Origin of the sequence: Saccharibacillus deserti, assembly GCF_013618475.1 — a bacterium.
GTDB lineage: Bacteria > Bacillota > Bacilli > Paenibacillales > Paenibacillaceae > Saccharibacillus > Saccharibacillus deserti.
In genome coordinates this window covers 1-23,235 of record NZ_JABJVN010000010.1, presented here as the reverse complement: position 1 = coordinate 23,235, position 23,235 = coordinate 1, and the positions used below count along the sequence as shown (strand labels likewise).

The window sequence follows — 23,235 nt, the reverse complement described above, 5'->3', positions numbered from 1 at the left end:
TCTTTTGCATCGATCGGCGGAAGAGGGAGAAGGACTTTGCTTCTTCGCTTCCGACAATGCTAGGATGAAGAAGAAAGCCTGCCGCCTCCAGGGCGGGCGGATGACGGAGGAAGACCCTATGGACACATTCAACGTATTCGACGTTTCTGCGGCACTGATCGAACGGATCAACCGCGATTATGCCGAAGATGTCGCGATTGCCGCTTATTACGGTTCTTATCTCGACGGAACGGCATCGGAGCGTTCCGATCTCGACTTTTTCTTTATTCCGGCGAACCCGGACGGGTACAAAGCGGGGCTGACGTTTATCTTGAACGGAATCAGCTTCGACTTTTGGCCGATCGATTGGGAACGGGCGGAGCGGATGTCGAAGCTGGAAGACGGTCAGGCCGGAATCCTTGCGGACTGCAAACTGCTGTATGTGCGTTCGGATGAAGATCTGGACCGGTTTAACGACTTGAAGCATCGGCTCAAAGATATTCGGGCTTTCGAAGGCGAAGAAGCGTTTCTGCTGCGCGCCGATCAGGTGCTGAGCGGCGTGTATCCGCTGCTGCATGAGCTGAACCAAGCGGGAAGCGGCAGACCGCTGTCTTTTTACCGGCTGCAGGCGTTTGAGGTGATGATGCCGGTGTTCGAAGCGATCGCGCTGCTGAACCGGACCTACCTGCGAAAAGGCTGGGGGAGAAATCTCACCCAGCTGTACGATCTGCCGATCCGTCCGGCGAATCTCGAAGCGGCGGTAAATACGATCCTGCGCAGCCCCGACGTGCCCGAGGCGGCTGCCGCCCTGGTCCGCTTGGTCGATGCAACCGTCGTACTGGTTAAAGAACGGCGCCGCATGCTGCAAAGTCCGCCGGCGGATGAGATTGGGCGCGGCACAGGTTTCTTCGAAGAATTCAAAGGACTGCTGGATAAGCTGCAGACGGCCTGCGAACGCGGCGATTATGAGCTGGCCTTCTTTACTGCGGCTCACGCGGAAAGCCAGCTGAACGGTTTTCTGGTATACATGGAGACGGGGCAGTGGGGGACAGGGGCCCAAGGCGCGGAAGAAGGCCGCCGGATTGCCGAGCAGGCTAAACTGCCGGCGCTGATGCCGCTGTTGGACCCGGCCAGCCTGATCCCGCTGCAATCCGCCGCGCATTGGCTGGAAATCTCGCTGGAGCGTTATCTGCGCGCAAAAGGTGTAGAGATCCGGAAATTCGGCACGGTCGAAGAGTTTCGCGGCTATTTGCTGGGACCCGAGGCTTAACCTGCCGAACCTGACCGTACGTCAAAAACACCGCTTATCCGAATGTTTCGAGATAAGCGGTGTTTAACTGCGTCCAAAAAGAAGCAAAGGCCTCGCACAAAAGCGGAGGTCATGACCCGTGCATAGGCGACCGCTTAAGCGAAACGCTCGATTCCCGCACGATCAGGCGAGGTTCGAACTGGACTTTTTCATAATCGCCGCGCGTCTGCTCACGAATACGTTTCAGCAGCAGTTCCGCCGCCAATCGGGCCACTTCGCTGCCCATGATCGAGACGGAACTGATCTGCGGGCTGCTGATGGTCGTCCATTGATTATTGTCTACGCCGACAACCGCTACGTCTTCAGGAACGCGCACACCCAATTCTTTGAACCGATTCACCAGACCGATCGCGACCATATCGTTCACCGCATAGACGGCATCGGGCATATGGGCCAGTCCATGAAAATAGTCGGCGGCGCGTATCCCGGTCTGGAGGGAGAAGTCTTCGCCGAAATAAACAAGCGAAGCGTCCACCCGATTCAAAGCCCGTTCATAGGCGAGGTAGCGGTCTTCGATGACGTCTTTTTGCGTACCGGCATAAGCGATCCGGTTCCGGCCGATCTGCTGCAGATGGTCCATGACAAGCTTGCCTTCCAGAATCGACAAACAAACGACATCCGCCTGCAGCGAATCGTCCAGCTGTTTGCCATAATTGATGACGGAGATGGGAACGCCGGATTTGTCGATCAGCTCGGGCAGAGCTTTGGGGTACGCCAGCGGCATGATGATCAGCCCGTCGACATGCAGCTTTTTGATATCTCGCACCACTTCGAGTTCGGCCCGGGCATTGCCTGCCGTATTGATCTGGACTACCCGGTAGCCGTGCGCTTTGGCCGCCTGCTCGACAGCCCAGGAAATGTCGGGAATGATCGCATTGCGGATATCCGGCACGGCCAGCGCAATTTGGTTCGTCAGCCGAACCTTGAGGCTCTGGGCAGAGGTATTCGGAACAAATCCCAATTCTTCAATCGTCCGGAGAATACGCATACGCGTCTTCGCGCTGATGCCTTCCGCATTGTTGATCGCTCTGGATACGGTGGCGATCCCGACTCCGGCCTGCCGGGCCACATCTTCGATCGTCACTTTTTTTGCTGTCATAATTGAGACCTCGCTTGTATATAATTCCGGAATCGTTTCCGGTGCATAAGAACTTAAGGATTGCGTCTCCTTATTATAACATCCGTCTATCGGCAAGTCTCAAATTCAGTCCTATACGTCTATGAAGTCTTATATTTAAAGCTTTACATAACAAAACCAGCGAATTGCGCAAGGAGATTTGAGCTTATTTGGTTTGACAGTGTGACAGAAGTGTGACATATTTAATTTCGGAAACGTTTCCGGTTTGTGTTGAAACGTACCTTGTATTCTTATATCGAAGGAGATGACCGGCAGTGAAAGCATTAAGATGGCACGGCCCGAAAGATCTGCGTCTGGAACATATCGAGGAACCGGCGGTTCAGCCCGGAAAAGTAAAAATCAAAGTGGAATGGTGCGGCATCTGCGGCAGCGACCTGCACGAATATACGGCCGGACCGATCTTTATTCCGGCCGGCGAGCCGCATCCGATCACCGGCGAGATGGCCCCGGTCGTGATGGGACATGAATTCTCGGGGCGCGTTGTAGAGACCGGCGAAGGGGTAACCCGCGTTCAGGCCGGCGACCGCGTCGTGGTCGAACCGATCTATGCCTGCGGCAAATGCGAAGCCTGCCGCAAAGGCAAATACAACCTGTGCGAACAGATGGGATTCCTGGGACTGGCAGGCGGAGGAGGAGGTTTCTCCGAATACGTATCGGCCGAAGCCTATATGGTGCACAAAATTCCGGACAGTCTGTCCTACGAGCAGGGAGCATTGGTCGAACCGTCTGCGGTAGCGCTGCATGCCGTCCGCCAGAGCAAGCTCAAAGTCGGAGACAAAGCCGCCGTGTTCGGCGCAGGTCCGATCGGACTGCTCGTGATCGAAGCGCTCAAAGCTTCCGGCGCCGCCGAAATTTATGCGGTCGAATTGTCGCCGGAACGCAAAGCGAAAGCAGCCGAACTGGGAGCGATCGTGCTCGATCCGCAGGAAGTCGACGTCGTCGCCGACCTGCATGCCCGCACCGGCGGCGGTGTGGACGTCGCCTATGAAGTAACCGGCGTTCCGCCGGTACTGACTCAGGCTCTGGAGTCCACCAATATCGGCGGCGAACTGATGATTGTCAGCATCTTCGAGAAAGAAGCGCCGATCATGCCAAACCGAATCGTGATGAAAGAGCGCACGGTCAACGGCATTATCGGCTACCGCGACGTTTTCCCGGCGGTCATCAGCCTCATGCAGCAGGGCTATTTCCCGGCCGAGAAACTCGTGACCAAGCGGATCGGACTGGACGACGTACTGAGCGAAGGATTCGAGACGCTGCTTCAAGAAAAGAACCAGGTCAAGATCCTTGTCAAAGCGGAGTAAAGCATAGGAGTGCGAAGAGTGGGCGCGGAATTTATTCCGCGCTTTTTTGGCGTGAACATCCCCAAGATTGCATAACAACCGCGATGTCTGAATCACGCAAAGCGCAGCAAGCCCGGAAGCTCCCAATCCCGCAGCCGCGGCGGTTGGGGCTTTTTGGGTTGGCGGCTGAGCCGATTTCGCAATTTGTAAACGCGGGGGGTAAACCCTATACTTAAAGTGACCGATATTCAAGGTATACGAATATTCTACAGACGGCCGAACGCCGAGTCCGGCCGCTTTGCGCAGAGAGGAACGGAAATGAAATTGATGGAAAATAACGCTCTCGACATGAAAAAAGATTTTGTCCCGATGGAGCAGCTCAAGACGTTTCGCGATGAAGTGACCCGCTTTATGATGACGTACAAGTTTGCTCTCGACGAGATGGAGACGAAGATCGACATCTTGAAGCAGGAATTTCAGACGCTGCACGACTACAGCCCGATCGAGCATACCAAGTCCCGCCTGAAATCGCCGGAGAGTATTGTGAACAAGTTGGTCCGCAAAAACCACGACATTTCCCTGGAATCGATCAAGGAACATATTCGCGATATTGCCGGCCTGCGCATTACATGCTCGTTCATCTCCGATATCTATAAAGTCAGCGAGATGCTTCAGCAGCAGAGCGACCTTAAAGTGCTCGAAATGAAAGATTATATCGAAAATCCCAAAATGAACGGATACCGCAGTCTGCATCTGCTGATCGAAGTGCCGGTGTTTTTGTCCGACCGGACCGAACATGTCTGCGTCGAACTCCAGATCCGTACGATCGCGATGGATTTCTGGGCCAGCCTGGAACACAAGATTTTTTATAAATACAACCAGGACGTACCGGGCGAACTGCTCGGGGAGTTGAAAGCGGCTGCGGATTCCGCAAGTTCGCTTGATCTGCAAATGGAACGGCTGCAGCATGAAGTGCAGGCGATCAAAGATGCGCACAGCAGCGAAGAACGCGAGATGCTCAAGACCATCCATATCAACGGACAGCAGTTCCGGATTCCGGGCACGCTGCTGGATATACTCGGGCAAAATTAACATTCCTGAAAAAGTCCGGGAGAAGACTTACTCAAGCCGGTCTTTTTTCCTATATCCCTATTCTATTTGCAGGATAAACCATTGATTTTAACGACTATGAATCGTAGTATAGGGTATACTTGGGAATTAGGTCATAGAGCAAGTTGGGCCGTTTCGAACGGAATTTGCCGCTGTATGGGGGGAAGAAACCTTGCCGGATCATCAATCTTATAAGAAAAGCGCACAGTTCAAACAGCCGGATTGGGGACTGCTGGACTCCGAATCTGCCGCACAGTTCAGCTCGCCCGAGCAATTCGGGCGCCTGCTCGATGTTCTTGAAATACAGCCTTACCGCGATATCAATTCGGCGATCGTGCCGGTGCAGCAGGCGTTGGGCATTGCCTCACGTTTGGGACAGGAGACGCTTGCCCAGCGCGCCCGTTTGATTCATGCCGACGTGCTTGGACGGCAGGGACAGATCGCCGAGAGCGGCCGTCTGATCCGGGAGATCAACGCCTGGGCTTCCGACAACGACCATGCACATATTCTGGCACGCAGTCACAGACTGCTGAGCGGTTTTTTTCGCCGTCTCGGCGACCCGTCGAGTTCGCTTGAACATGCCCTGCGGGGGCTGAAGCATCTGCCCAGCGGCGTGTCTCCGGCGACCCGTGCCGATCATCTGATGATGCTCGCGCTGGCTCTGGACGAGTCGGGTTCGTACGACGATGCGAAGCAGCGGTTCGACGAAGTGCTGCGGATTGCCAAAGCGACCGGAGACGTGCAGTTCGAGCTGTATGCGCTGAACAATATGGCGTTTACTTACTATGAGCTCGGCGACCTGGAAAAAGCGGCGGAACTGATCGCACAAATTCGCGAGCTGTCCGAGCGGCACGATTTCCCGCTGATCGCCATGCAGCTCGATACGATTGCCAAAGGGGAGATTCTGCTCGGACGTCCCGACGAAGCGGAACGGACGCTGCTTCCGGTCATCACCGATCCTTCCGAACGCCGGCTCAGCGAACTGGCTTCGCTGCCGGAATGCATGCTGACCGTCGCGCAGGCGCAGCTGCTGCAGGGCAAGCTCGACGAAGCGCAGAGCATGCTGGAAGAAGCCAAGCACCTATGCGACGATCACGGATTGTCGGGGTTGTCCGTACAGGCTCGTCTGCGCCAGGCCGAGCTGCATGCGGCGGCAGGACGATATAAGGAAGCCTACGAAGAGCACCGGCTGTTCCATGCGGAAGCGGAAGCGCTGCGTTCGGCGGAGCGCGAAGCGAAGTCGCATATTTTCCAGGCCGTCTTCGAAGCGGAAGAAGCGCGCAAGAGCAGCGAGCATTTCCGGGAAATGTCGCTGCGCGATCCGCTGACGGGACTGCGCAACCGGCGCTTTATTGACGACCGTATCGACGAACTGCTGGAACAGACCCGCGAAACGGGCGAACCGCTGACTCTGGCGATCATCGATCTGGATTTCTTCAAGCGGATCAACGATACGCTGTCGCATGTGGTCGGCGATACGGTACTCATCAACGTAGCCAAAATCTTGTCGGTAGCGGCAGCCGAGCCGGCTGCCGTCGCGAGAATGGGCGGCGAAGAATTCGTCGCCTTGTTCCCGCGCACCGATGCGAAGCAGGGGCTGGAATTGGCGAACCGGATGTGCCGGGCAATCCGCGGCGCGGATTGGAGTCCGATCACGGGCACTCTTCCGGTGACGGCAAGTATCGGCGTGCACACGGTATACGGCGGCTCGATCGGACGCACGGAACTGCTGGGCATCGCCGACCGGCGGCTCTATATTGCCAAACGCGCCGGCAAAGATCAGGTTGTGGCAGAAGGTTGATTCCGATTTCGATTGTACAGCCGAAGCGGGCCGAATCGGCTTCCGCTGCGGCTGTTTTTGTGTCCGGAAAAAGATCGATAGACCTGCTTTGCCGCATGGAGGCGCCGTGCCGGCAGGAAGGGTTTTGGCGTTTGGCGGAAGAGGGTGTTTAATGGGAAAAAGACGTACAGGAACAGGAGGAGCGGAGATGAACAAGAAAGTGCTGGTCGTGGACGACGAGCCGGGCATCCGCAGCGCGATCGCCTATGCGCTGAAGCGTGAAGGGTATGAGACCGAGACGGCTTCGGACGGAGAGGAAGCGCTGGAGAAAGTCGAAAGTTTCGGACCTTCCGTGCTGGTTCTTGACGTCATGATGCCGCGGATGGACGGTTACGAAGTCTGCCGCCGTCTGGAACACCGAAGCGGAATCGGGATTATCCTGCTGACCGTCAAAAACGAGCTGATCGACAAAATCGTCGGTCTGGAGCTGGGCGCGGACGATTATATGACGAAACCGTTCGAAATTCGCGAAGTGCTGGCACGCGTGAAAGCTTTGATCCGGCGATTGGAGAAAAGCGCGCCCGCGGATCCGGCGGCCTTGAGCGAAACTGCGGACAGTCAGGCCGATCCCGGAGAAGCGGGCGACCGGGTCGAACTTGGGCCTCTTCGGATCCGCATCTCCCACCGATCGGCCGAACTGGACGGAATCGAGCTGGAATTGACGCCCAAAGAGTTCGATCTGCTGACGCTGCTCGCTTCCCGGCCGGCGCGGGTATTTACGCGGGACGATCTGCTTGACCGGGTCTGGAGTATGGATTATGCGGGAGGCACGCGCACGGTGGACATCCATGTGCAGCGGCTGCGCAAAAAGCTGGGCGAGAAACATCAGGGGCTGCTGCAGACCGTATACGGAGTCGGCTACAAAGCCTCGGCGCAGGCAGCCGGAACGTCGGCATGAAGCTGGGGATCCGTCTCAAGTTTACGCTGTTTCTCGCGGTGCTGCTCCTGCTCAGCATAGGTCTTTTAAGCGCTTTTGTGCTGCGGGGGATACAAGGCAATCAGACGGCGCAGATCGAAGACGTGCTGGCGCGCCAGACGCAGCTGGCCAATCTTCGTCTGCGGCAGGAATATTATACGGAGACGCCCCGCGAGGACGGCTTGGTTTTTTATAAGCGGGAAGGGGTACGTTTGGCCAACGAACTCGCGGATTTGACCGGAATGCCCGTGACGCTGTATGCCCGCGACCGGAGCGTGCTCGGTTCTTCGGTTCGCACCGTTCGCGCAGGGCTGACGGAGCCGGAAGGCGCCGGAACGGAATCGCTCGATTACGCGCTCGCCGGAAGTATCGCTTATTTCAGGCAGGGTGCGGACGGCGGGACGATTCTGTACTTCGCGCCGGTGGAAGGTCCGCAAGGGCAGCTCGGCGCGATCCGTTTCGATTATCCGATCGACAGCTATCTGAGTTTTTACCAAGCGATCCGGCGGCTGTTTCTGATTGTGGGCGGTGCGGTCGCGGCAGCGGCTTTCCTGCTCGGTTACGCGTATTACAGCCGTTTTGCTACCGCCATTCTCAAGCTCAAAGCATCGGCCGACCGGATTCGGATGGGGCAGTTTCTGACGGAAGAACCGCTTGCGCGCCGGGACGAACTGGGTGAGCTGGGCCGGGGAATCACGTATATGAGCGGCGAAATCCGGCGTAATATGGCGGGACTCGAAGACGAACGAAGCAAGCTCGCCCAGGCGGTCGAGCGGCTCCAGGCGCTTGAGCACCGGCAGAAGCAGTATATCGGCAATATCAGCCATGAATTCAAAACGCCTCTGACCACGATCAAGGCCTATACGGAGCTGCTCGGGATGTATCCGGACGATCCGCAGCTGCTGGGCGAAGCGCGCGTCAGTATCGATAAAGAAGCGCATCGGCTGTACGAAATGGTGGAAAAAGTGCTTCGGCTGTCTGCGCTTGAGCGCTACGATTTCGAATTGGAAGCTTCGGAAGTGGACGCGGCCGCGGCCCTGCACGATGTGGCGGCGCGAATGCGGGGCAAAGCGGAGCAGTTCGGCGTCACGCTCGAGATCCGGGTGAAGCCTTCGACCGTCTGGTGCGATGCCGAGAGCTTTATGCATATTTTTACGAATCTGTTGGATAACGCGATCAAATACAATCGCCTTGGCGGAACGGCGAAGGTGGAAGGCGGGCCGGTCGAAGAAGCGGTGCGATTGGTTGTGAGCAGTACCGGACTTTCGATTCCGGAAGAAGCCCGGGAGAAGATTTTCGAACCGTTTTACACGGTCAACAAAGACCGGGCCCGGCTGTCGGGCGGAAGCGGACTCGGGCTGTCGCTGGTCAAGCGGCTGCTGGAAGCGCAGGGAGGCCGAATCGAACTGCTGCGGACGGAAGGAGAAGGCGCTTCGTTCGAGCTGATCTTTCCGGCTGTACAGCCGAAGCTGTCTGCCGATTGACGCGTTCCGGTCCGAAATTCGCAATATTTTAGACGTAATTCCCGGGTAAGCTGTAGTTATCATCAAGGGGAGGACGGCAGAAATGAATCGATATCGATCCACCGAAGACTCGAACGAATCGGGCATTCCACAATCCCGCCGACGGCTCATGCTGCTCGGAAGCGTGCTTGCGGCCGTCTTGATCGGAGGCTGCGCAGGCGAAGAACAGGTCCAGGTGAAAGGCGGAGCGGATCTGGAGACGGCGGCTGCGCCGAATCCGTCGGCTGCGCAAGGTGCGGCGAAGCCTTCCGTAACCGTCAAATCCAATCCCAATCCGTCGGTTTATTCCGGCCTCAAGCTTGAAAAGATCGACGAGCTGGAACATACGCTTGGCGGCATCTGGCTGGACGACACTCATATTATTGTGCAAAAGCCCGACCCAAAAGCGGACCCGGTCTGGATCGGCGAAACGAAAATGCCGCCTTACAGCTTGTATATCCAGGACCTGGCTGCCGGCGAAGAAGAATTGCTCCACGGCGGCGACGGCCTAAGTTGGGGGTCTCCGCTGCTGTCTCCGGACGGTGGGCATCTGTTTCTGCTGAACGACAGCGGGAACAGCGGTATTCCTTATCTGCTGGAGATGAAAAGCCGCAAGCTGACGAAGATTATGGCGCCTGACGGGAAAGAATACGTATCTTCGCAGGATGCAGGATGGCTGGGCAGCGATCATATCGTGTACGCCAAAGAAGGCGAGCCGGGCATTTACGGAGCGGATCTGTCGGGAACGGAGACTCGGATCGCGGATACGGACGGGAAAAGGGTGATGATGCACTCGCTCCAGGCGGCATCGGACGGCCGGATTTATTACGGATTGGCGGATACCGCCTGGGGAATGTACGCCTACGATCCTTCAAGCAAATCCGCCTCGCCGATCGGAAGTCCGTTTCCGAGTCTCGTCCCTTCGCCCGACGGGACGCAGCTGGCCGTCGTGAAACGGATCGGCGATACGCAGGAAGAGCTGCTGCTCACCGATCCGGCCGGCAAAGAAATCAAAAAGCTGGCCGACGGCAAAGGCTTTTTCGGAACGGGATGGTCGCCGGACGGCAAACGCTTGGCGTATACGGTCACGGCGAGCCGGGAGGCCGGACGCGACGGGTTCTATATCGCGGACGCCGGCACCGGTCAATCGTTTCTGCTGTCTCCCGATTTGGCCGACGCCGGCGATCGGATGAAATGGAGTCCTTCCGGAACCAAGATTATGGTCACGAAGTCGGAGCGATTGAACGGCGAGTTGGTATCGACCACAACCGTCATCACCGTTTCCTGGTAGGAAAGAAAATTCGGAATCGGGAAAGCCCGCGCCTTGGCGCGGGCTTTTTTTCGTGCCGAAACTGCCGCAGCCCAAGTCGACTTTTGTAATTTCTGATGCAGGATCGGCAGGAAATGACCAAGTTGTTTTCGATTTGGATTAACTTTGTCAGGACTCTGTTAAATTCTTTGAATTCGATTGAAACGCTTGAAACTTCGCCGTATGATAAGCGCAAACAACATTAATCCATACAAAAACACAAAAAAACAATTGAGCGTGGAGGAGAAAGCAGTGGAAAATAAAATTTATCTGCATGCCGATCAGTTGTCGTACAAAGGCAATCTGCATCTGCACACGACCTGGTCCGACGGTGCGCTTTCGGCGGCGGAGACGGTAGAAGTATTCAAGGAAAAAGGCTATCACTTCATATGTATCAGCGACCACGATGTCTATGCGCGGACGGACGAATTCAATACGGACACGTTCATCACGCTTCCCGGCATGGAACGGGGCGGACTCAATCCGGTGGCCGACCGCGATCCGGGCTATCATTTTGGCGTGTTGGACGATCCGGACGCCCTGCCCGCGCAGGTTAGATTCGAACATCTGGAGCGGTTTCCGGTTCCGCTGCCGTGGGAAGGCGATCACTCGCCGCAGGCGCTGATCGACGAGATGAACGCGCACGGCAACCTCGTGATTTTTAATCATCCCGAATGGCATCTGACCCGCTTCGAAGATATGGTGCGCTACGACGGATTTTTCGCGATCGAGATCTACAATCACGCGACCGAGTGGTCGCCTGTCAGTTCGTACGGCGCCGCTTACTGGGATCACGCGCTGCAGAACGGCAAACGCGTCTTCGGCATCGCGGCGGACGATTCCCACACCCATGACCGGAATTGGGCCATGCCGGAATACGGCGGAGGCTGGGTCTGCGTCCAGGCCGACGCGCTTACTCCCCGCTCAATCGTGGCAAGCCTCAAAGCCGGCCGTTTTTATTCCAGCACCGGACCCGAAATTCATGCTCTGCGGGTAGAAGACGGCCAGCTGATTATCGAATGTTCTCCCTGCAAGCTGATTATGTTCAAGGCGTTCCCCCTGCGAGGCCCGTTTGTCGGCGATTTTCAGGACGGTCGTCCCCAAACGCTCGCTTCCATGCCGATTGAGCCGGAAATGCAGTATATCCGCGTGGAATGTATCGATTTCGACGGCAATGTGGCTTGGTCCAATCCGGTCTTCGTGGCGGATCTGCTGCGGGAAGAGGAATAACGATGCGTGAATTCGTACTGCTCGATGGCGGAAGCCGCATGTACAAAGGCAATCTGCATACCCATTCCACCCGCAGCGACGGACAATATGAGCCCGAGACCGTCATTGCGGCTTATCGGAACAAAGGTTATGACTTTTTGTGCCTGAGCGATCACGAGATTTATTTCAAGTCCGAAGCTTACGACGACGGAAATTTCATTATGATCGGCGGTTACGAGATGGCGTGCGAGATGAGCCGGGAAGAGACCGGGCAGCAGTACCATCTGCATGGGCTGCTTGATCGCTTAGTGGAGCCGATCGGAGAATTCGAACATAACGAAGAGCATGCCAAACCGGATTACGAGAATCTGAACACGATCCAGACCCTGATTGACGACATGCGCGCCCGAGGCAATCTGGTGATCTTGAACCATCCCGAGTGGTCGAAGAACAAACCGAAAGACCTGCTGGCCCTGCAGGGATATACCGCAATCGAAATCTACAACCACCAGTCGGAGCTGGACGAAGCGGCGGGATGCGGTATCGCTCACTGGGATTATCTGCTGAGGCACGGGCGCCGGATCCATGCGATCGCTTCGGACGACGCGCACGGCGGAGCGATCGATGCGGTGGAATCCGAATTTTTCGGCGGATGGGTGGAAGTCCAGGCGGACAAGCTTGAAGGCCAGTCCGTGGTCGATGCCCTGAGAAAAGGCCGGTATTATTCGTCGAACGGTCCGAAAATTCTGGATCTGCGGGTACGCGATGGCCGGCTTGAAATCGAATGTTCCCCGGTCAAACGGATCAAGTTTCTGGCACATCCCGGAAACGGGCACATGGTATACGATCCCGGGGGAGAGCCGGTATCGCACGGAGCGTTCCCGCTCCGCGGCGGCGAAGGATATGTCCGGGTCGAGTGTATCGGCTTCGATGGCAGTACCGCGTGGTCGAATGCGGTCTTCCCGGCCGATCTGTTTCTGCCTTAACCCGGCATAGACCGGAAATTCGAACTTGAAGGAGGAGCCGCATACGATGGACAAACCTTATTTGCTGCTGACGCCCGGCCCCCTGACCACCACCTCGTCGGTCAAAGCCAGCATGCTGACCGACTGGTGCACCTGGGATACCGAATACAAAGAAATCGTTCAGGAGATTCGCGCCGCTCTGCTGCGTCTGGCCGGCGCTTCTCCCGAAGACTATACGGCCGTGCCGATGCAGGGCAGCGGAACATTCGGAGTCGAAGCGGCGGTTGGAACGGCCGTTCCCGAAGACGGCCGGCTGCTGATTCTGGCCAACGGAGCTTACGGGCAGCGGATCGGGGAGATTGCGGACGTTCTTCGTATCTCGCACCGCCTGCTCGAAAGCCCGCCGGATCGTCCGACACAGGCGGAGGAGCTCGGCGAAGCGCTGCGGGAAGATCCGTCGATTACGCATGTCGCCCTTGTGCACTGCGAGACGACAACCGGGATCTTGAATCCGCTGGAAGCTCTGATCGAAGTGATCCGCCGTCATGGAAAAATATCGATTGTGGATGCCATGAGCAGCTTCGGCGGTATTCCGATCGATGTCCAGCAGCTGGGTATCGATTATCTGGTCAGCAGCGCCAACAAGTGTATCCAGGGCGTGCCCGGATTCAGTTTCGTACTGGCCCGAACCAGCCGGCTGGAAGTCTGCGAAGGCAATGCCCGCTCGCTGTCGCTCGATCTGTTCGACCAGTGGCAGGTGATGGAAAAGGAACAAGGCAAATGGCGGTATACCTCGCCGACGCATACCGTCCGGGCTTTCCGGCAGGCGCTGCTCGAATTGGACGAAGAAGGCGGAGTCCGCCGGCGCTGCGCCCGATATACGGCCAACCAGCGGACGCTTGTGCGCGTGATGCGCCGGGCGGGATTCGAGACCCATCTGCCGGATGCGTTTCATTCCCCGTTTATCACCACATTCAACGACCCCGATCTGGCAGGTTTTACATTCGAAGATTTCTATCTGTATCTGAAGCGGAAGGGTTTCGTGATCTATCCCGGTAAGTTGAGCGGAGCGAAGGTGTTCCGGATCGGCACCATCGGCGACGTACACATCGAAGATATCGAAGAGCTGGGCGAAGCCGCGGCTTCTTATACCGCAGACTTGCTCAGCCGAGAAGGAGAACAACAATGATGACGGAAAAAGTGCAGGGCATTGTGCTCGACTGGGCCGGTACAACGGTCGATTACGGATGCATGGCGCCGGTCCGGGTGTTTCTGGAAATCTTCGGGACGTTGGGGATCGAGCCGACCCTCGAAGAAGTGCGGGCACCGATGGGCAGACTCAAATGGGATCATCTCAAAGAGATGCTGGGTATGCCAAGAATCGGTCGACTGTTCGAAGAACGGATGGGACGCCCTTATACCGACCGGGATGTGGACGGGATGCACGCGGAATTCGAACCGATGCTGCTGAGCATTCTGCCTCATTTCTCGGAGCCGATCGGCTCCGCGGCGCAAGTGGTCGAACGGATGCGCGGCCAAGGCCTGAAGATCGGAGCAACGACCGGTTACAACGACGCCATGATGACGGTGGTGGCGGCCGGCGCCAAGGCCCAAGGCTATGCACCCGACAATTGGATCACGCCCGATTCGGTCGGCGGCCGGGGACGCCCTTATCCCTATATGATCTTCGCCAACATGATCCGGCTGGATATGGGGATGCCCCGTCAGGTCGTCAAGGTCGGAGACACGGCTTCGGATATGCAGGAAGCGAGAAGCGCCGGCGTCTGGGCGGTTGGAGTGGTCGAAGGCAGCTCCGTACTGGGCCTGACACTCGAGGAGAAGAACGCCTTGAAACCGGAAGAACTCCGGGAACGGGCGGATCTCGCAAAGCGGCAGTTTATCCGCAGCGGTGCGCATCATGTGATCGACCGGATCGAAGACCTGCCGGGGCTGATCGAAGTCATCAACGCCAGGCTGGCCCAAGGAGAGTCCCCGCATGGAGAATAGAGCCAATCTCAAGACGGAAGGGGATATCAATCTGTCCGACGAGCGGCGCCGCTGGCAGGAGGCCCATCTGGGTCCGGAAGCGCTGGAGATTCTGGAGGAAGACAGCCGGTATTTCCTGCACCAATCCATGTCCACTCCCTGCCTCAATGTGATTGTCGATGCCGAAGGCATCTATCTCGAAGACATCGACGGCCGCAAAATCATGGATTTTCACGGGAACAGCGTCCATCAGGTCGGATACAAGAACCGCTTTGTCCTGGATGCGGTGCAGGAACAGATGGAGAAGCTTCCGTTTCTGCCCCGCCGTTTCACCAGTCATTCGGCTGTCCGGTTGGCCCGCAAGCTTGCGGAACTGGCTCCGGGCGATCTGAACAAAGTGCTGTTCACGCCGGGCGGAACAAGCGCGATCGGACTTGCACTCAAGCTTGCCCGCCGGGCGACAGGCCGATTCAAGACGGTATCGACCTGGGACTCGTTCCACGGGGCCGGTCTGGATGCGATCTCCGTCGGCGGAGAAGGGGTGTTTCGCGGCGGAATGGGACCGCTTCTGGCCGGTTCGGAGCATATGATGCCGTATAACGGGTACCGCAGTTTGTTCGGCGAATCAGACGACGGTTCCTATTCCCTGAATTATCTGGAATATATGCTGGAACGCGAAGAAGATATCGGAGCCGTGATTCTCGAGCCGATCCGCAGCACGGATGTCCAGATCCCTCCGCCGTCTTATTTCCTGAGGCTGCGCGAATTGTGCGACCGGTTCGGAGCGCTGCTGATTCTTGACGAGATCCCTACGGCGTTCGGCAGAACCGGTACCATGTTCGTACACGAACATTACGGCATCGTGCCCGATATTGTCGCGATCGGCAAAGGATTCGGCGGCGGACTGTTCCCGATGGCCGGCATTATTGCCCGCGAAGGACTGGATATCGCTTCCGATATTTCCCTCGGGCATTATACGCATGAGAAAAGTTCCGTAGGCTGCGCGGCGGCGCTGGCGGCTATCGCTTTTATCGAAGACAACGACCTGCTGGCGCATGCGGTACGTATGGAAGAATTTCTGCGGCAGAGGCTGTCCGGGATGATGGAGAAACACGAAGCGATCGGAGACGTGCGGGTAATCGGCATGCTGGCGGCCATCGAGCTGGTAACGGACCGCAGGACCAAGGAACGCGCGATCGAACAGACCGAGCGGGTCATGTACCGCTGCATGACCCGCGGACTCAGCTTCAAAGTATCGGGCGGAAATATCATCACGCTGGTACCGCCGCTGATCACGACGCAAGAGCAGTTGGACGAGGCTTTGACGACGATCGAAGAAGCAATCCGCTCTATTTTTGGCACATAAAAGCACGTTTTTACAATTGAAAAACAATTAAAACAATAACAAACAACAACAAAACAAAAATCGGCGTTGAATTTAATCTCCGGATGACATGCGGCCTTCATACTGGGGGTAAGATCAATCCCAAACATCGATAAGACCACAAGGAGGAATTCGAAGAATGAAGAAGTTGGTTCTTGGCGCGTTAGGCCTGGTATTGGGCACAGGTTTACTGGCGGGCTGCAGTGCGGATAACGAGGCGGCCGAGGCGGCCTCGTCGGATGGAAAAACGAAACAAATCACAATTTCGGTCCGGGAAAGTACCTGGGGAGCACGCAAAGACAACTTTATCGAAGCCGAGAAACGCTTGAACGAAGATCTGAAAGCGGAAGGCGTGCAGGTCAAAATCGACTGGTGGCCGGGAATCGGCGACGACGAACTTATCCTCCAGGCACAGGCCGGAAAAGTCGCCGATATCTTCATGAACTCCAGTGTCGATATCGGATGGGAACTGAACGCCGGTATTATCCGCGAAATCGATTGGGTGAAAGATTCGGCCGCGTTCAAGGATGTGCCGGAATCATATACCGATATTATGAAATACGACGGTCATTATTACGGAGCCATTCAGGATATGGACGCTTCCCCGGTCTTTATCAGCCGCCAGGCGCTTGAAGGACTGGGCTGGACGGCGGCCGAGATCGACGGACTGCGCGGACGCGTAGATGCCGGCGACTTCACTTTCGGAGACCTCGAGCAGCTGGCCGAGCAGGCGAAGCAAAAAAAATTGGTCAAAATGGGATTCGCGGTGGAAGACACCCGGTTCGAAGGCTGGAATTACGCGTTCGGCAATTATAATTACAACGCCGAGCAGAACAAGATGGTGCTGACAGGCAAGACGAAGAACGTATACGACTTCTGGGCCGATGCGGTCAGCCGCGGTGTTATCGACAAATCGATCGGCGAGATCGGAACGGACAAAGCGGCGCCGATGTTCGTCAAAGGCGAAATCTTCGCGGAATTTGCCCGTACGGAATTCTATCAGCTGATGCGCGAAGCCAAAGGCATGCAGGAAGATACGGAAGGCTTCGACAAGTGGTTCAACGAAAACGTGGTCTGGATTCCGATCCCTTCCGCGGAAAAAGGCGGCAAGCCTGTCTCGTACAGCAACCCGGCGATGATCTATGTCGGTCCGAGCGTGGATGACGAGAAGATGCCGTATGTACAGAAACTGATCGAGCATGTGCTGGATCCGGATCTGCAGATCAACCATACGCTGGCCAGCGGCAAACTGCCCGTAACGCCGGAAGCGCAGGAAGACGAGCGGTTCAAGAAACTGGATTTTTACAAAGACCACGCCTACCTGCTTGAATTGACCCGGACCCGTCCGGCGCAGCCCGATTACGCCACGTATACCCAAGCGTACGTGCTGGGCGTCGATGCGATCCTGACCAAAGGCCAAACGGCGGAGCAGGCCTATGAATTGTTCCGCAAGGATGCCCAGCAGAATGTACCTTCCGACCGGCTGCTGATCGAACCGTAACGAACGAAAGAGCGGCTAGAAATACAGCCTTACCGGAAATCGCTGTTTGGGAAAAGGGAATCCGATCTTCGGTTCGGAGCCCTTTTTCCCTTTCTTATCCGAGAGACGAGGTGAAAGACCGGCATGGATCATCTTACGGACCGGCCTGCCGCAGTGGGGCCTGCTTACCGCAAACCGTTCAAAAAAAAGATTTACCCTTACCTGTTCATTATGCCGTTCGCCGCGCTGGTGCTTGTCTTTTTCGTGCTGCCGGCACTGGCGACCGTCGCCATGTCTTTTACCGATCTGAATGCGTCAATGAAGCCGAAGTTCGTAGGACTTGAAAATTTCAAACGGGTATTCGCCGACTATAATCTTCCCGACATCCTGCGCAACACGGCAATTTTTGCTGTTTTGTCGTTGGCGATCTCCCTGCTGTTTGCCCTGGTCATCTCGGTCGCCACGCAGTATTTTCTCAAAGGAAAAATAGCGGCCGTCGTGTACCGGGTACTATGGCTGATCCCGAGCATCATTCCTGCCGTCGTCTATGTCACGTTCTGGAAGTATCTGTTCGATCCCACGGAAGGCGGGCTGGTGAACCGGATTCTGCTGCAGTTCGGACTGGAATCCGATCCGGTATCTTGGTTCTCCAAAGCGGCTATGGCGATCGTCATTCTGGCGACCGTCGTCTCCACGATCTCGGGAGGGATGATTCTGCTGTCCGCCGCGATCAATTCGATTCCCGAAGATCTGTACAAGGCGGCCAAAGTGGACGGAGCCAGCGAGAAGTCGGTTATTCTGAAGATCATTATGCCGACGCTCAAATGGCCGCTGATGTATATTACCATCTCGGAGCTGATCGGATTCGTCTCTTCGTACTTCTTCATTATGCTGCTGACGAACGGCGGTCCGATGAGAGACACGACCACGCTGTCGCTGTACGCGTACCAGCAGGCGTTCAACCTGAAGTACTACGGCTACGGTGCGGCGGTCTCGCTGATCGTCGTGGCGATCTCGTTCGTGCTTACGCTGCTGTTTTTGCGGCTGTTCGATTTTGACGAAATGATCAAGCCTTCGAGAATCGAAGACTAACCGGAAAGGCGGCTGCCCGATGTCGACCCGTACGCTCAAACAACTGCTCGTACATACGTATCTGACTTTGTTCACCCTGCCGATCATCGCCATGATCGTCTGGTATTTTCTGGCCGCGACGCTGAATTTCACGACCGGACAGTTTTCGTTCGAGAACTTTTCCTTTTTCCGCGAACCTGTCGAATATGCCGGCGTCGAACTTCCGCTGATCTGGCCGATCGTGCTGAACACCCTGGTTTATTCGTTTCTGATCGTGTTTCTCGAAGTGTTTATCTCGGTCCCGACCGCGTACGCTTTTTCGAGGCTCGACTTCAAAGGGAAAAACGCCGCGATGAAATTCCTGTTTCTGATGCGTTCTTTCCCGGGCATCACGCTGATTATCGCAACCTTCTTTATCCTGGTGCAGATGCATCTGGTCAATACGTATCTGGGTGTGCTGCTGGTGGCGGTCACGGGATCCCTTCCCGGGCGTGTCTATATCATGAAAGGGTTCTTCGACGAAGTGCCCTGGGATATCGAGTGGGCGGCGATGGTGGACGGCTGCACCCGCTACGGCGCGTTCAAAAAAGTGCTGGTCCCGTTCGTGCTGCCGGGGATCGGCGCTATCTCGGTCTTTTCTTTTCTGGGAGCGTACGGCGAATGGTTTCTGTTCAAACTGCTGATCTTCAATGACGATATGCTGACGCTCGCCGGTTATTTGGCCCGACTGGTCACCAAAGAAGATCAGATCCTGAACTACGGACTGATTACCGCAATCGGACTGTTTTATACGCTGCCGATTATCGTGTTCTACATTTTCACCCAAAAAGTATTCATGAAGGTCAACTTGGGAGGGGCGAAGCAGGTATGATTACGCTGAGTAATATCGTCAAGGAATACGAAGGCAAGCAGGAAAGCGGACGGGCGGTAGACGGGCTGAATCTCGAGATCCGCAAAGGCGAATTCGTCGCGCTGCTCGGCCCTTCCGGCTGCGGCAAAACGACCACTCTGATGATGCTGGCCGGACTGCTAAAACCGACCTCCGGCGAAATTCATTTTAACGGCAAACTGGTCAACCACACGGAACCCAAAGACCGCAATATCGGGATGGTGTTCCAGTCTTACGCCCTGTATCCGCATCTGACGGTGAGAGACAATATTGCCTTTCCGCTGCGGGAACGCAAAATGCCGAAGCGCGAAGCGTATGAACGGGCCAAAGAAACCAGCCGGATCCTGCAGATCGATCATCTGCTGGACCGCAAGCCTTCGCAGCTGTCGGGCGGTCAGCAGCAGCGGGTCGCTATGGCGCGGGCGCTGTCCAAAGATCCGGAGATTCTCCTGCTGGATGAACCGATGTCCAATCTGGATGCCCGCCTGAAGCTGGATGTCCGCGACGAAATTCGCAAAATCCAGCGCAAGCTTGGCGTCACCACGATCATTGTGACGCACGATCAAGAAGAAGCGCTCGCGATTTCCGACCGGGTCGCGATCCTCAACGGAGGCCGGATTCAGCAGTACGCGCCTCCGCACGAGCTGTTCAACCATCCCGTTAATCTGTTTGTCGCAAGTTTCCTTGGGAGTCCGCCGATGAACCTGATCCTGGGTCAACTGAAAGAGAGCGGCGGCAGACAGACCGTCTTGACGGAAGGCTTCGAATACGAACTGCCCGCAGAGCGCCGACTGGAAAAAGAGCATATGGGCAAAACGGTCCGCTTCGGGATCCGCCCGCACGATATCTCGATCTGTTCCGCGGATCAGCCGGGCAGTCTGCGGATGAAAGTCGATCTGGTCGAGCATCTGGGCAGCGGGAAACTGGTGAAAGCCATGGATCCCGAAGGGAGGCTGGACACGATGATCCGTCTGTTGACCGGCAACGAAGTTCAAGTCGAAGCGGGCGACGACATTTATGTAACATTCAAAGCGGATAAATTCCATCTGTTCGATACGGAAAACGGAGGATTGAACTTGACGCAGCATGTCTGAAAGGCTCTTTATTATTGAATGCGCAGCCCCTATAATAAAAGTTCACGATGTGAAAGGGGGAATGGCAGATTGTCCCTTGCCAGCGAAGCAAGAAAAGAGACGATCATGACTCTCCTCAATGAGAGAGGCAAAGTGATCGCGGGCGAGCTCTCCACGCTGTTCGAAGTCTCTACCGAAACGATCCGCCGGGATCTCGAAGAGCTGGAGAGAGAAAGCAAACTGAAAAAAGTATACGGAGGCGCGGTGAAATTCAAGCCGGAAGCCGAGCCGCCTCTGCTGGAACGCGAGGCGGTCCATGTGGAAGCCAAACGCACCATCGGCCAGTTGGCCGCGGGGTTGGTCGAAGATAACGACGTGATCATCGTGGACGAAGGCAGTACGGCCCTGCAGATCGTTCATTGTCTGGAAGGCAAGCAAAACCTGACGATCCTGACGAATTCGGTGCCGGTGCTGATGCTGATTATCGAATTCCAGAAACGCGGCACGTTCGACGGGAAGCTGGTGTTTATCGGCGGGGAAGTCAGCGCCAAGCATCTGCGCGTCTCCGGCCCCATTGCCGAAAAAGTGCTGGAAGATTTCTATGTGAACAAATCGTTCGTCTCCGTGGACGGCGTTTCTCTAAAGTACGGCATCACCAGCTACGATTACGAAAAAGCGGTGTTCACCCGGCAGATGGTCCGCAACTCGGAGACGGCGATCGTCGTAGCCGACTTCTCGAAGATCGACAAAAGAACCGTAGCCAAGATTACGGATCTTCCGGAGATCCAGCAGATCGTATCGGACCGCGAGCCCCCGCCCGAATGGAAAGCCGCTCTCAAGAAAATGGCGGTCACCTGGATTTATCCGGAATACACCTCCGCATCCGAAACCGAATAAGCTTCCCGATGAATCCGCGCCGAGCGCGGATTTTTGGCGTTTGGTGGGGAGGGAAGGGAATCGAATAGTAGGAGTGGGAACCGTCGGGCGGGAATGGACGGTATTTAAAAGAACCCGGGAGGAATTTCCCGGGTTCTTTTTTCAATGAATATAATCCTTGAATTCCCAAAAAATGATATGATGAACGAGGTGGAGCAAAAGGTTCGTAAATACCGCAGGGAATAAGGATTGTAGGAAGTTCGTGAATACTACGGGAATAGGAGGATTGGCGAAGTTCGTAAATAAGACGTTATGTGTAACTTCTGAAGGGCAGATTTAAGAGCAATTTAAAAGCTGAGAATTGTTAAAGAGCTGATCAAACTAATGTAGCAGATTCGGAATCGAAGCGCGCCCAGCGAGAGTAAAGCAAACGAAGCAAATTCGGAACCGAAGCACGCCCGGCGGTGAGTAAAACAGACGAAGCAGATTCGGAATCGAAGCACGTTCGGCGGTGAGTAAAGCAGACGAAGTAGATTCGGAACCGAAGCATGCCCGGCGGTGAGTAAAGCAGACGAAGTGGACTCGGAACCGGAGTATGCCCGGCGATGAAGGAACCTTTGAAGGTAACGCAGGAAGACAGAAGCAACACATAACATAATATTCACGCTGCGGACATACGTCCTTGGTCCGGCATTCGCCGGACACCCGACATGCGTCGGGTCGTGAATACAGGAACGTTATCAGAAATTCATGAAGAACAGGAGGACATTATGAATGATAGTGAAGTCATGCAATACCACTATGAAGAACTCATAAAAACATTGATTACCTTATCATCACCCTCTTATAAACAAATTGAGATTATGGGATACGGATGTATTGGAGACGAAATGCTAATGGAATTCGAATGGCATTATAGAGATCAAAAGGCTGGGCTGCATGCGTCCAATTTATTTAACGGAAAAGCACTTGATTGTCTGAATCGTTATAGTGAGTTTTTACAAGAATCTATCAAAGACCAGGAGTCCAATTTTTTCTGTGATCCTAATGAATTGAGTAATAATTTAATGTGGGAGAAGATAAGGACGGAGAGTAAAACCTTATTAAGTGAATTAGGAATGGAAGAACTAGATATCGTTTTTGAAAGAGAAGTTAAAACCGAACAAGATAGGAAAGGGAAGAAACTCATAATAGAATCAATTAAAACAAAAATAATAAAAGCAGAATTTGAGTGATAAGCTACGAGGTCATGAACTTCTGATAACATAATATTCACGCTGCGGGCGTACGCCCTTGGCCCGGCATACGCCGGACACCCGGCACTGCCGGGTCGTGAATACGGGAACGTTATAGGAAATCAGCGAATAGCATATTAAAGGAGAATGATAATGAATACGAGATCAAAAACTTCTTCAAAATTACTACTTATTTTGTTTGGCTTAAATGCTATAAATGGATTGATAATGATGATAAATAACTTCAATGAAAAACGAGGGTCTGCCGTGCTTGGTTTTTTAATCTTAGTCATCTCAGTAGTCCTGCTGATCCTGCTAGGAAGAGACTTGTATAAAATGAAATCAGAAAACGAAAAAGGCTATAAAAACTAAAGGGAAGAAAGATCATTTAGAAAAGCGAAGTGAGAAGTAAAGCCTATAAATAAATATTTAAGAACCCTATAAGAACAGAATAAAGTTCGGATTTAAAGAGAAGAAATGAATAAGATGGAGGCATGTCGAAGAAGAAGCTGACATCCTATAACATAATATTCACGCTGCGGACATTCGTCCTTGGTCTGGCATACGCCAGACACCCAACATTCGTCGGGTCGTGAATACAGGAACGTTATAGGAAATCAGCAAAAATCTTGATAGACAGGGAGTGGCCCCAATCAAATTTATTCTTATATTTGGTCCCCA

Annotated in this window: 20 protein-coding genes; 19 read left to right on the top strand and 1 reads right to left on the bottom strand. The window is 55.0% G+C overall.

Translation table 11 applies throughout. The features are described from left to right. The first annotated feature begins 118 nt into the window (after positions 1–118). The gene (locus tag HOP44_RS20110; protein ID WP_172256737.1) at positions 119–1,249 is read left to right on the top strand and encodes a nucleotidyltransferase domain-containing protein; all 1,131 of its coding nucleotides are present in this window, start codon (positions 119–121) and stop codon (positions 1,247–1,249) included. 109 nt (positions 1,250–1,358) lie between these two features. Here the strand turns inward: HOP44_RS20110 and HOP44_RS20105 are convergent, their stop codons facing one another. After that, positions 1,359–2,390, bottom strand: coding sequence for a substrate-binding domain-containing protein (locus HOP44_RS20105; protein WP_172256942.1), 1,032 nt, complete (start codon positions 2,388–2,390; stop codon positions 1,359–1,361). A gap of 290 nt (positions 2,391–2,680) precedes the next feature. On the opposite strand from HOP44_RS20105, the gene HOP44_RS20100 reads away from it, so the two are divergent. The 18 genes from HOP44_RS20100 (at position 2,681) to HOP44_RS20015 (ending at position 22,926) form a co-directional block, all read left to right on the top strand. Then, complete coding sequence (locus HOP44_RS20100; protein ID WP_172199734.1) at positions 2,681–3,730, top strand: alcohol dehydrogenase catalytic domain-containing protein; 1,050 nt, start codon at positions 2,681–2,683, stop codon at positions 3,728–3,730. A gap of 306 nt (positions 3,731–4,036) precedes the next feature. Next, positions 4,037–4,801: a GTP pyrophosphokinase gene (locus tag HOP44_RS20095; protein WP_425501909.1), complete on the top strand. Its 765-nt coding sequence runs from the start codon at positions 4,037–4,039 to the stop codon at positions 4,799–4,801. Between the two features lie 190 nt (positions 4,802–4,991). Further along, positions 4,992–6,620: a tetratricopeptide repeat-containing diguanylate cyclase gene (locus tag HOP44_RS20090; protein WP_172256735.1), complete on the top strand. Its 1,629-nt coding sequence runs from the start codon at positions 4,992–4,994 to the stop codon at positions 6,618–6,620. A 187-nt stretch (positions 6,621–6,807) separates the two neighbouring features. Continuing rightward, entirely contained in the window at positions 6,808–7,557 is a 750-nt protein-coding gene (locus tag HOP44_RS20085) for a response regulator transcription factor (RefSeq protein ID WP_172256733.1), read from the top strand. Beyond that, a complete protein-coding gene (locus HOP44_RS20080) occupies positions 7,554–9,059 on the top strand; it encodes a sensor histidine kinase (RefSeq protein ID WP_172256731.1) in 1,506 nt (501 codons plus the stop codon). The genes HOP44_RS20085 and HOP44_RS20080 overlap by 4 nt, the downstream gene beginning before the upstream one ends. 82 nt (positions 9,060–9,141) lie before the next feature. Next, positions 9,142–10,368 carry a TolB-like translocation protein gene (locus HOP44_RS20075; protein ID WP_172256729.1) on the top strand — a complete coding sequence of 409 codons (1,227 nt, stop codon included), beginning with the start codon at positions 9,142–9,144 and terminating at the stop codon, positions 10,366–10,368. 270 nt (positions 10,369–10,638) lie between these two features. Beyond that, complete coding sequence (locus HOP44_RS20070; RefSeq protein ID WP_172256727.1) at positions 10,639–11,616, top strand: CehA/McbA family metallohydrolase; 978 nt, start codon at positions 10,639–10,641, stop codon at positions 11,614–11,616. A gap of 2 nt (positions 11,617–11,618) precedes the next feature. Beyond that, on the top strand, positions 11,619–12,581 hold the full coding sequence (locus HOP44_RS20065; protein WP_172256725.1) for a PHP domain-containing protein: 963 nt from the start codon (positions 11,619–11,621) through the stop codon (positions 12,579–12,581). A 46-nt stretch (positions 12,582–12,627) separates the two neighbouring features. After that, on the top strand, positions 12,628–13,749 hold the full coding sequence (gene phnW, locus HOP44_RS20060; RefSeq protein ID WP_172256723.1) for a 2-aminoethylphosphonate--pyruvate transaminase: 1,122 nt from the start codon (positions 12,628–12,630) through the stop codon (positions 13,747–13,749). Beyond that, positions 13,746–14,567: a phosphonoacetaldehyde hydrolase gene (gene phnX / locus HOP44_RS20055; protein ID WP_246369955.1), complete on the top strand. Its 822-nt coding sequence runs from the start codon at positions 13,746–13,748 to the stop codon at positions 14,565–14,567. Before phnW ends, phnX begins: the two co-directional genes overlap by 4 nt. Then, complete coding sequence (locus HOP44_RS20050; RefSeq protein WP_172256721.1) at positions 14,557–15,912, top strand: aspartate aminotransferase family protein; 1,356 nt, start codon at positions 14,557–14,559, stop codon at positions 15,910–15,912. Before phnX ends, HOP44_RS20050 begins: the two co-directional genes overlap by 11 nt. Positions 15,913–16,069: 157 nt before the next feature. Beyond that, complete coding sequence (locus tag HOP44_RS20045) at positions 16,070–17,431, top strand: extracellular solute-binding protein (RefSeq protein ID WP_172256719.1); 1,362 nt, start codon at positions 16,070–16,072, stop codon at positions 17,429–17,431. Between the two features lie 123 nt (positions 17,432–17,554). Then, positions 17,555–18,502: a carbohydrate ABC transporter permease gene (locus HOP44_RS20040; protein ID WP_172256717.1), complete on the top strand. Its 948-nt coding sequence runs from the start codon at positions 17,555–17,557 to the stop codon at positions 18,500–18,502. 19 nt (positions 18,503–18,521) lie between these two features. After that, positions 18,522–19,352, top strand: a complete 831-nt coding sequence (locus HOP44_RS20035) for a carbohydrate ABC transporter permease (RefSeq protein WP_172256715.1) — start codon at positions 18,522–18,524, stop codon at positions 19,350–19,352. Then, positions 19,349–20,464: an ABC transporter ATP-binding protein gene (locus HOP44_RS20030; protein ID WP_172256713.1), complete on the top strand. Its 1,116-nt coding sequence runs from the start codon at positions 19,349–19,351 to the stop codon at positions 20,462–20,464. The genes HOP44_RS20035 and HOP44_RS20030 overlap by 4 nt, the downstream gene beginning before the upstream one ends. Positions 20,465–20,482: 18 nt before the next feature. Further along, a complete protein-coding gene (locus HOP44_RS20025; protein ID WP_281367824.1) occupies positions 20,483–21,340 on the top strand; it encodes a DeoR/GlpR family DNA-binding transcription regulator in 858 nt (285 codons plus the stop codon). A gap of 749 nt (positions 21,341–22,089) precedes the next feature. After that, positions 22,090–22,554, top strand: a complete 465-nt coding sequence (locus tag HOP44_RS20020; protein WP_172256710.1) for a hypothetical protein — start codon at positions 22,090–22,092, stop codon at positions 22,552–22,554. Between the two features lie 153 nt (positions 22,555–22,707). Then, positions 22,708–22,926, top strand: coding sequence for a hypothetical protein (locus tag HOP44_RS20015; protein WP_172256708.1), 219 nt, complete (start codon positions 22,708–22,710; stop codon positions 22,924–22,926). The last annotated feature ends 309 nt before the right edge of the window (positions 22,927–23,235 follow it).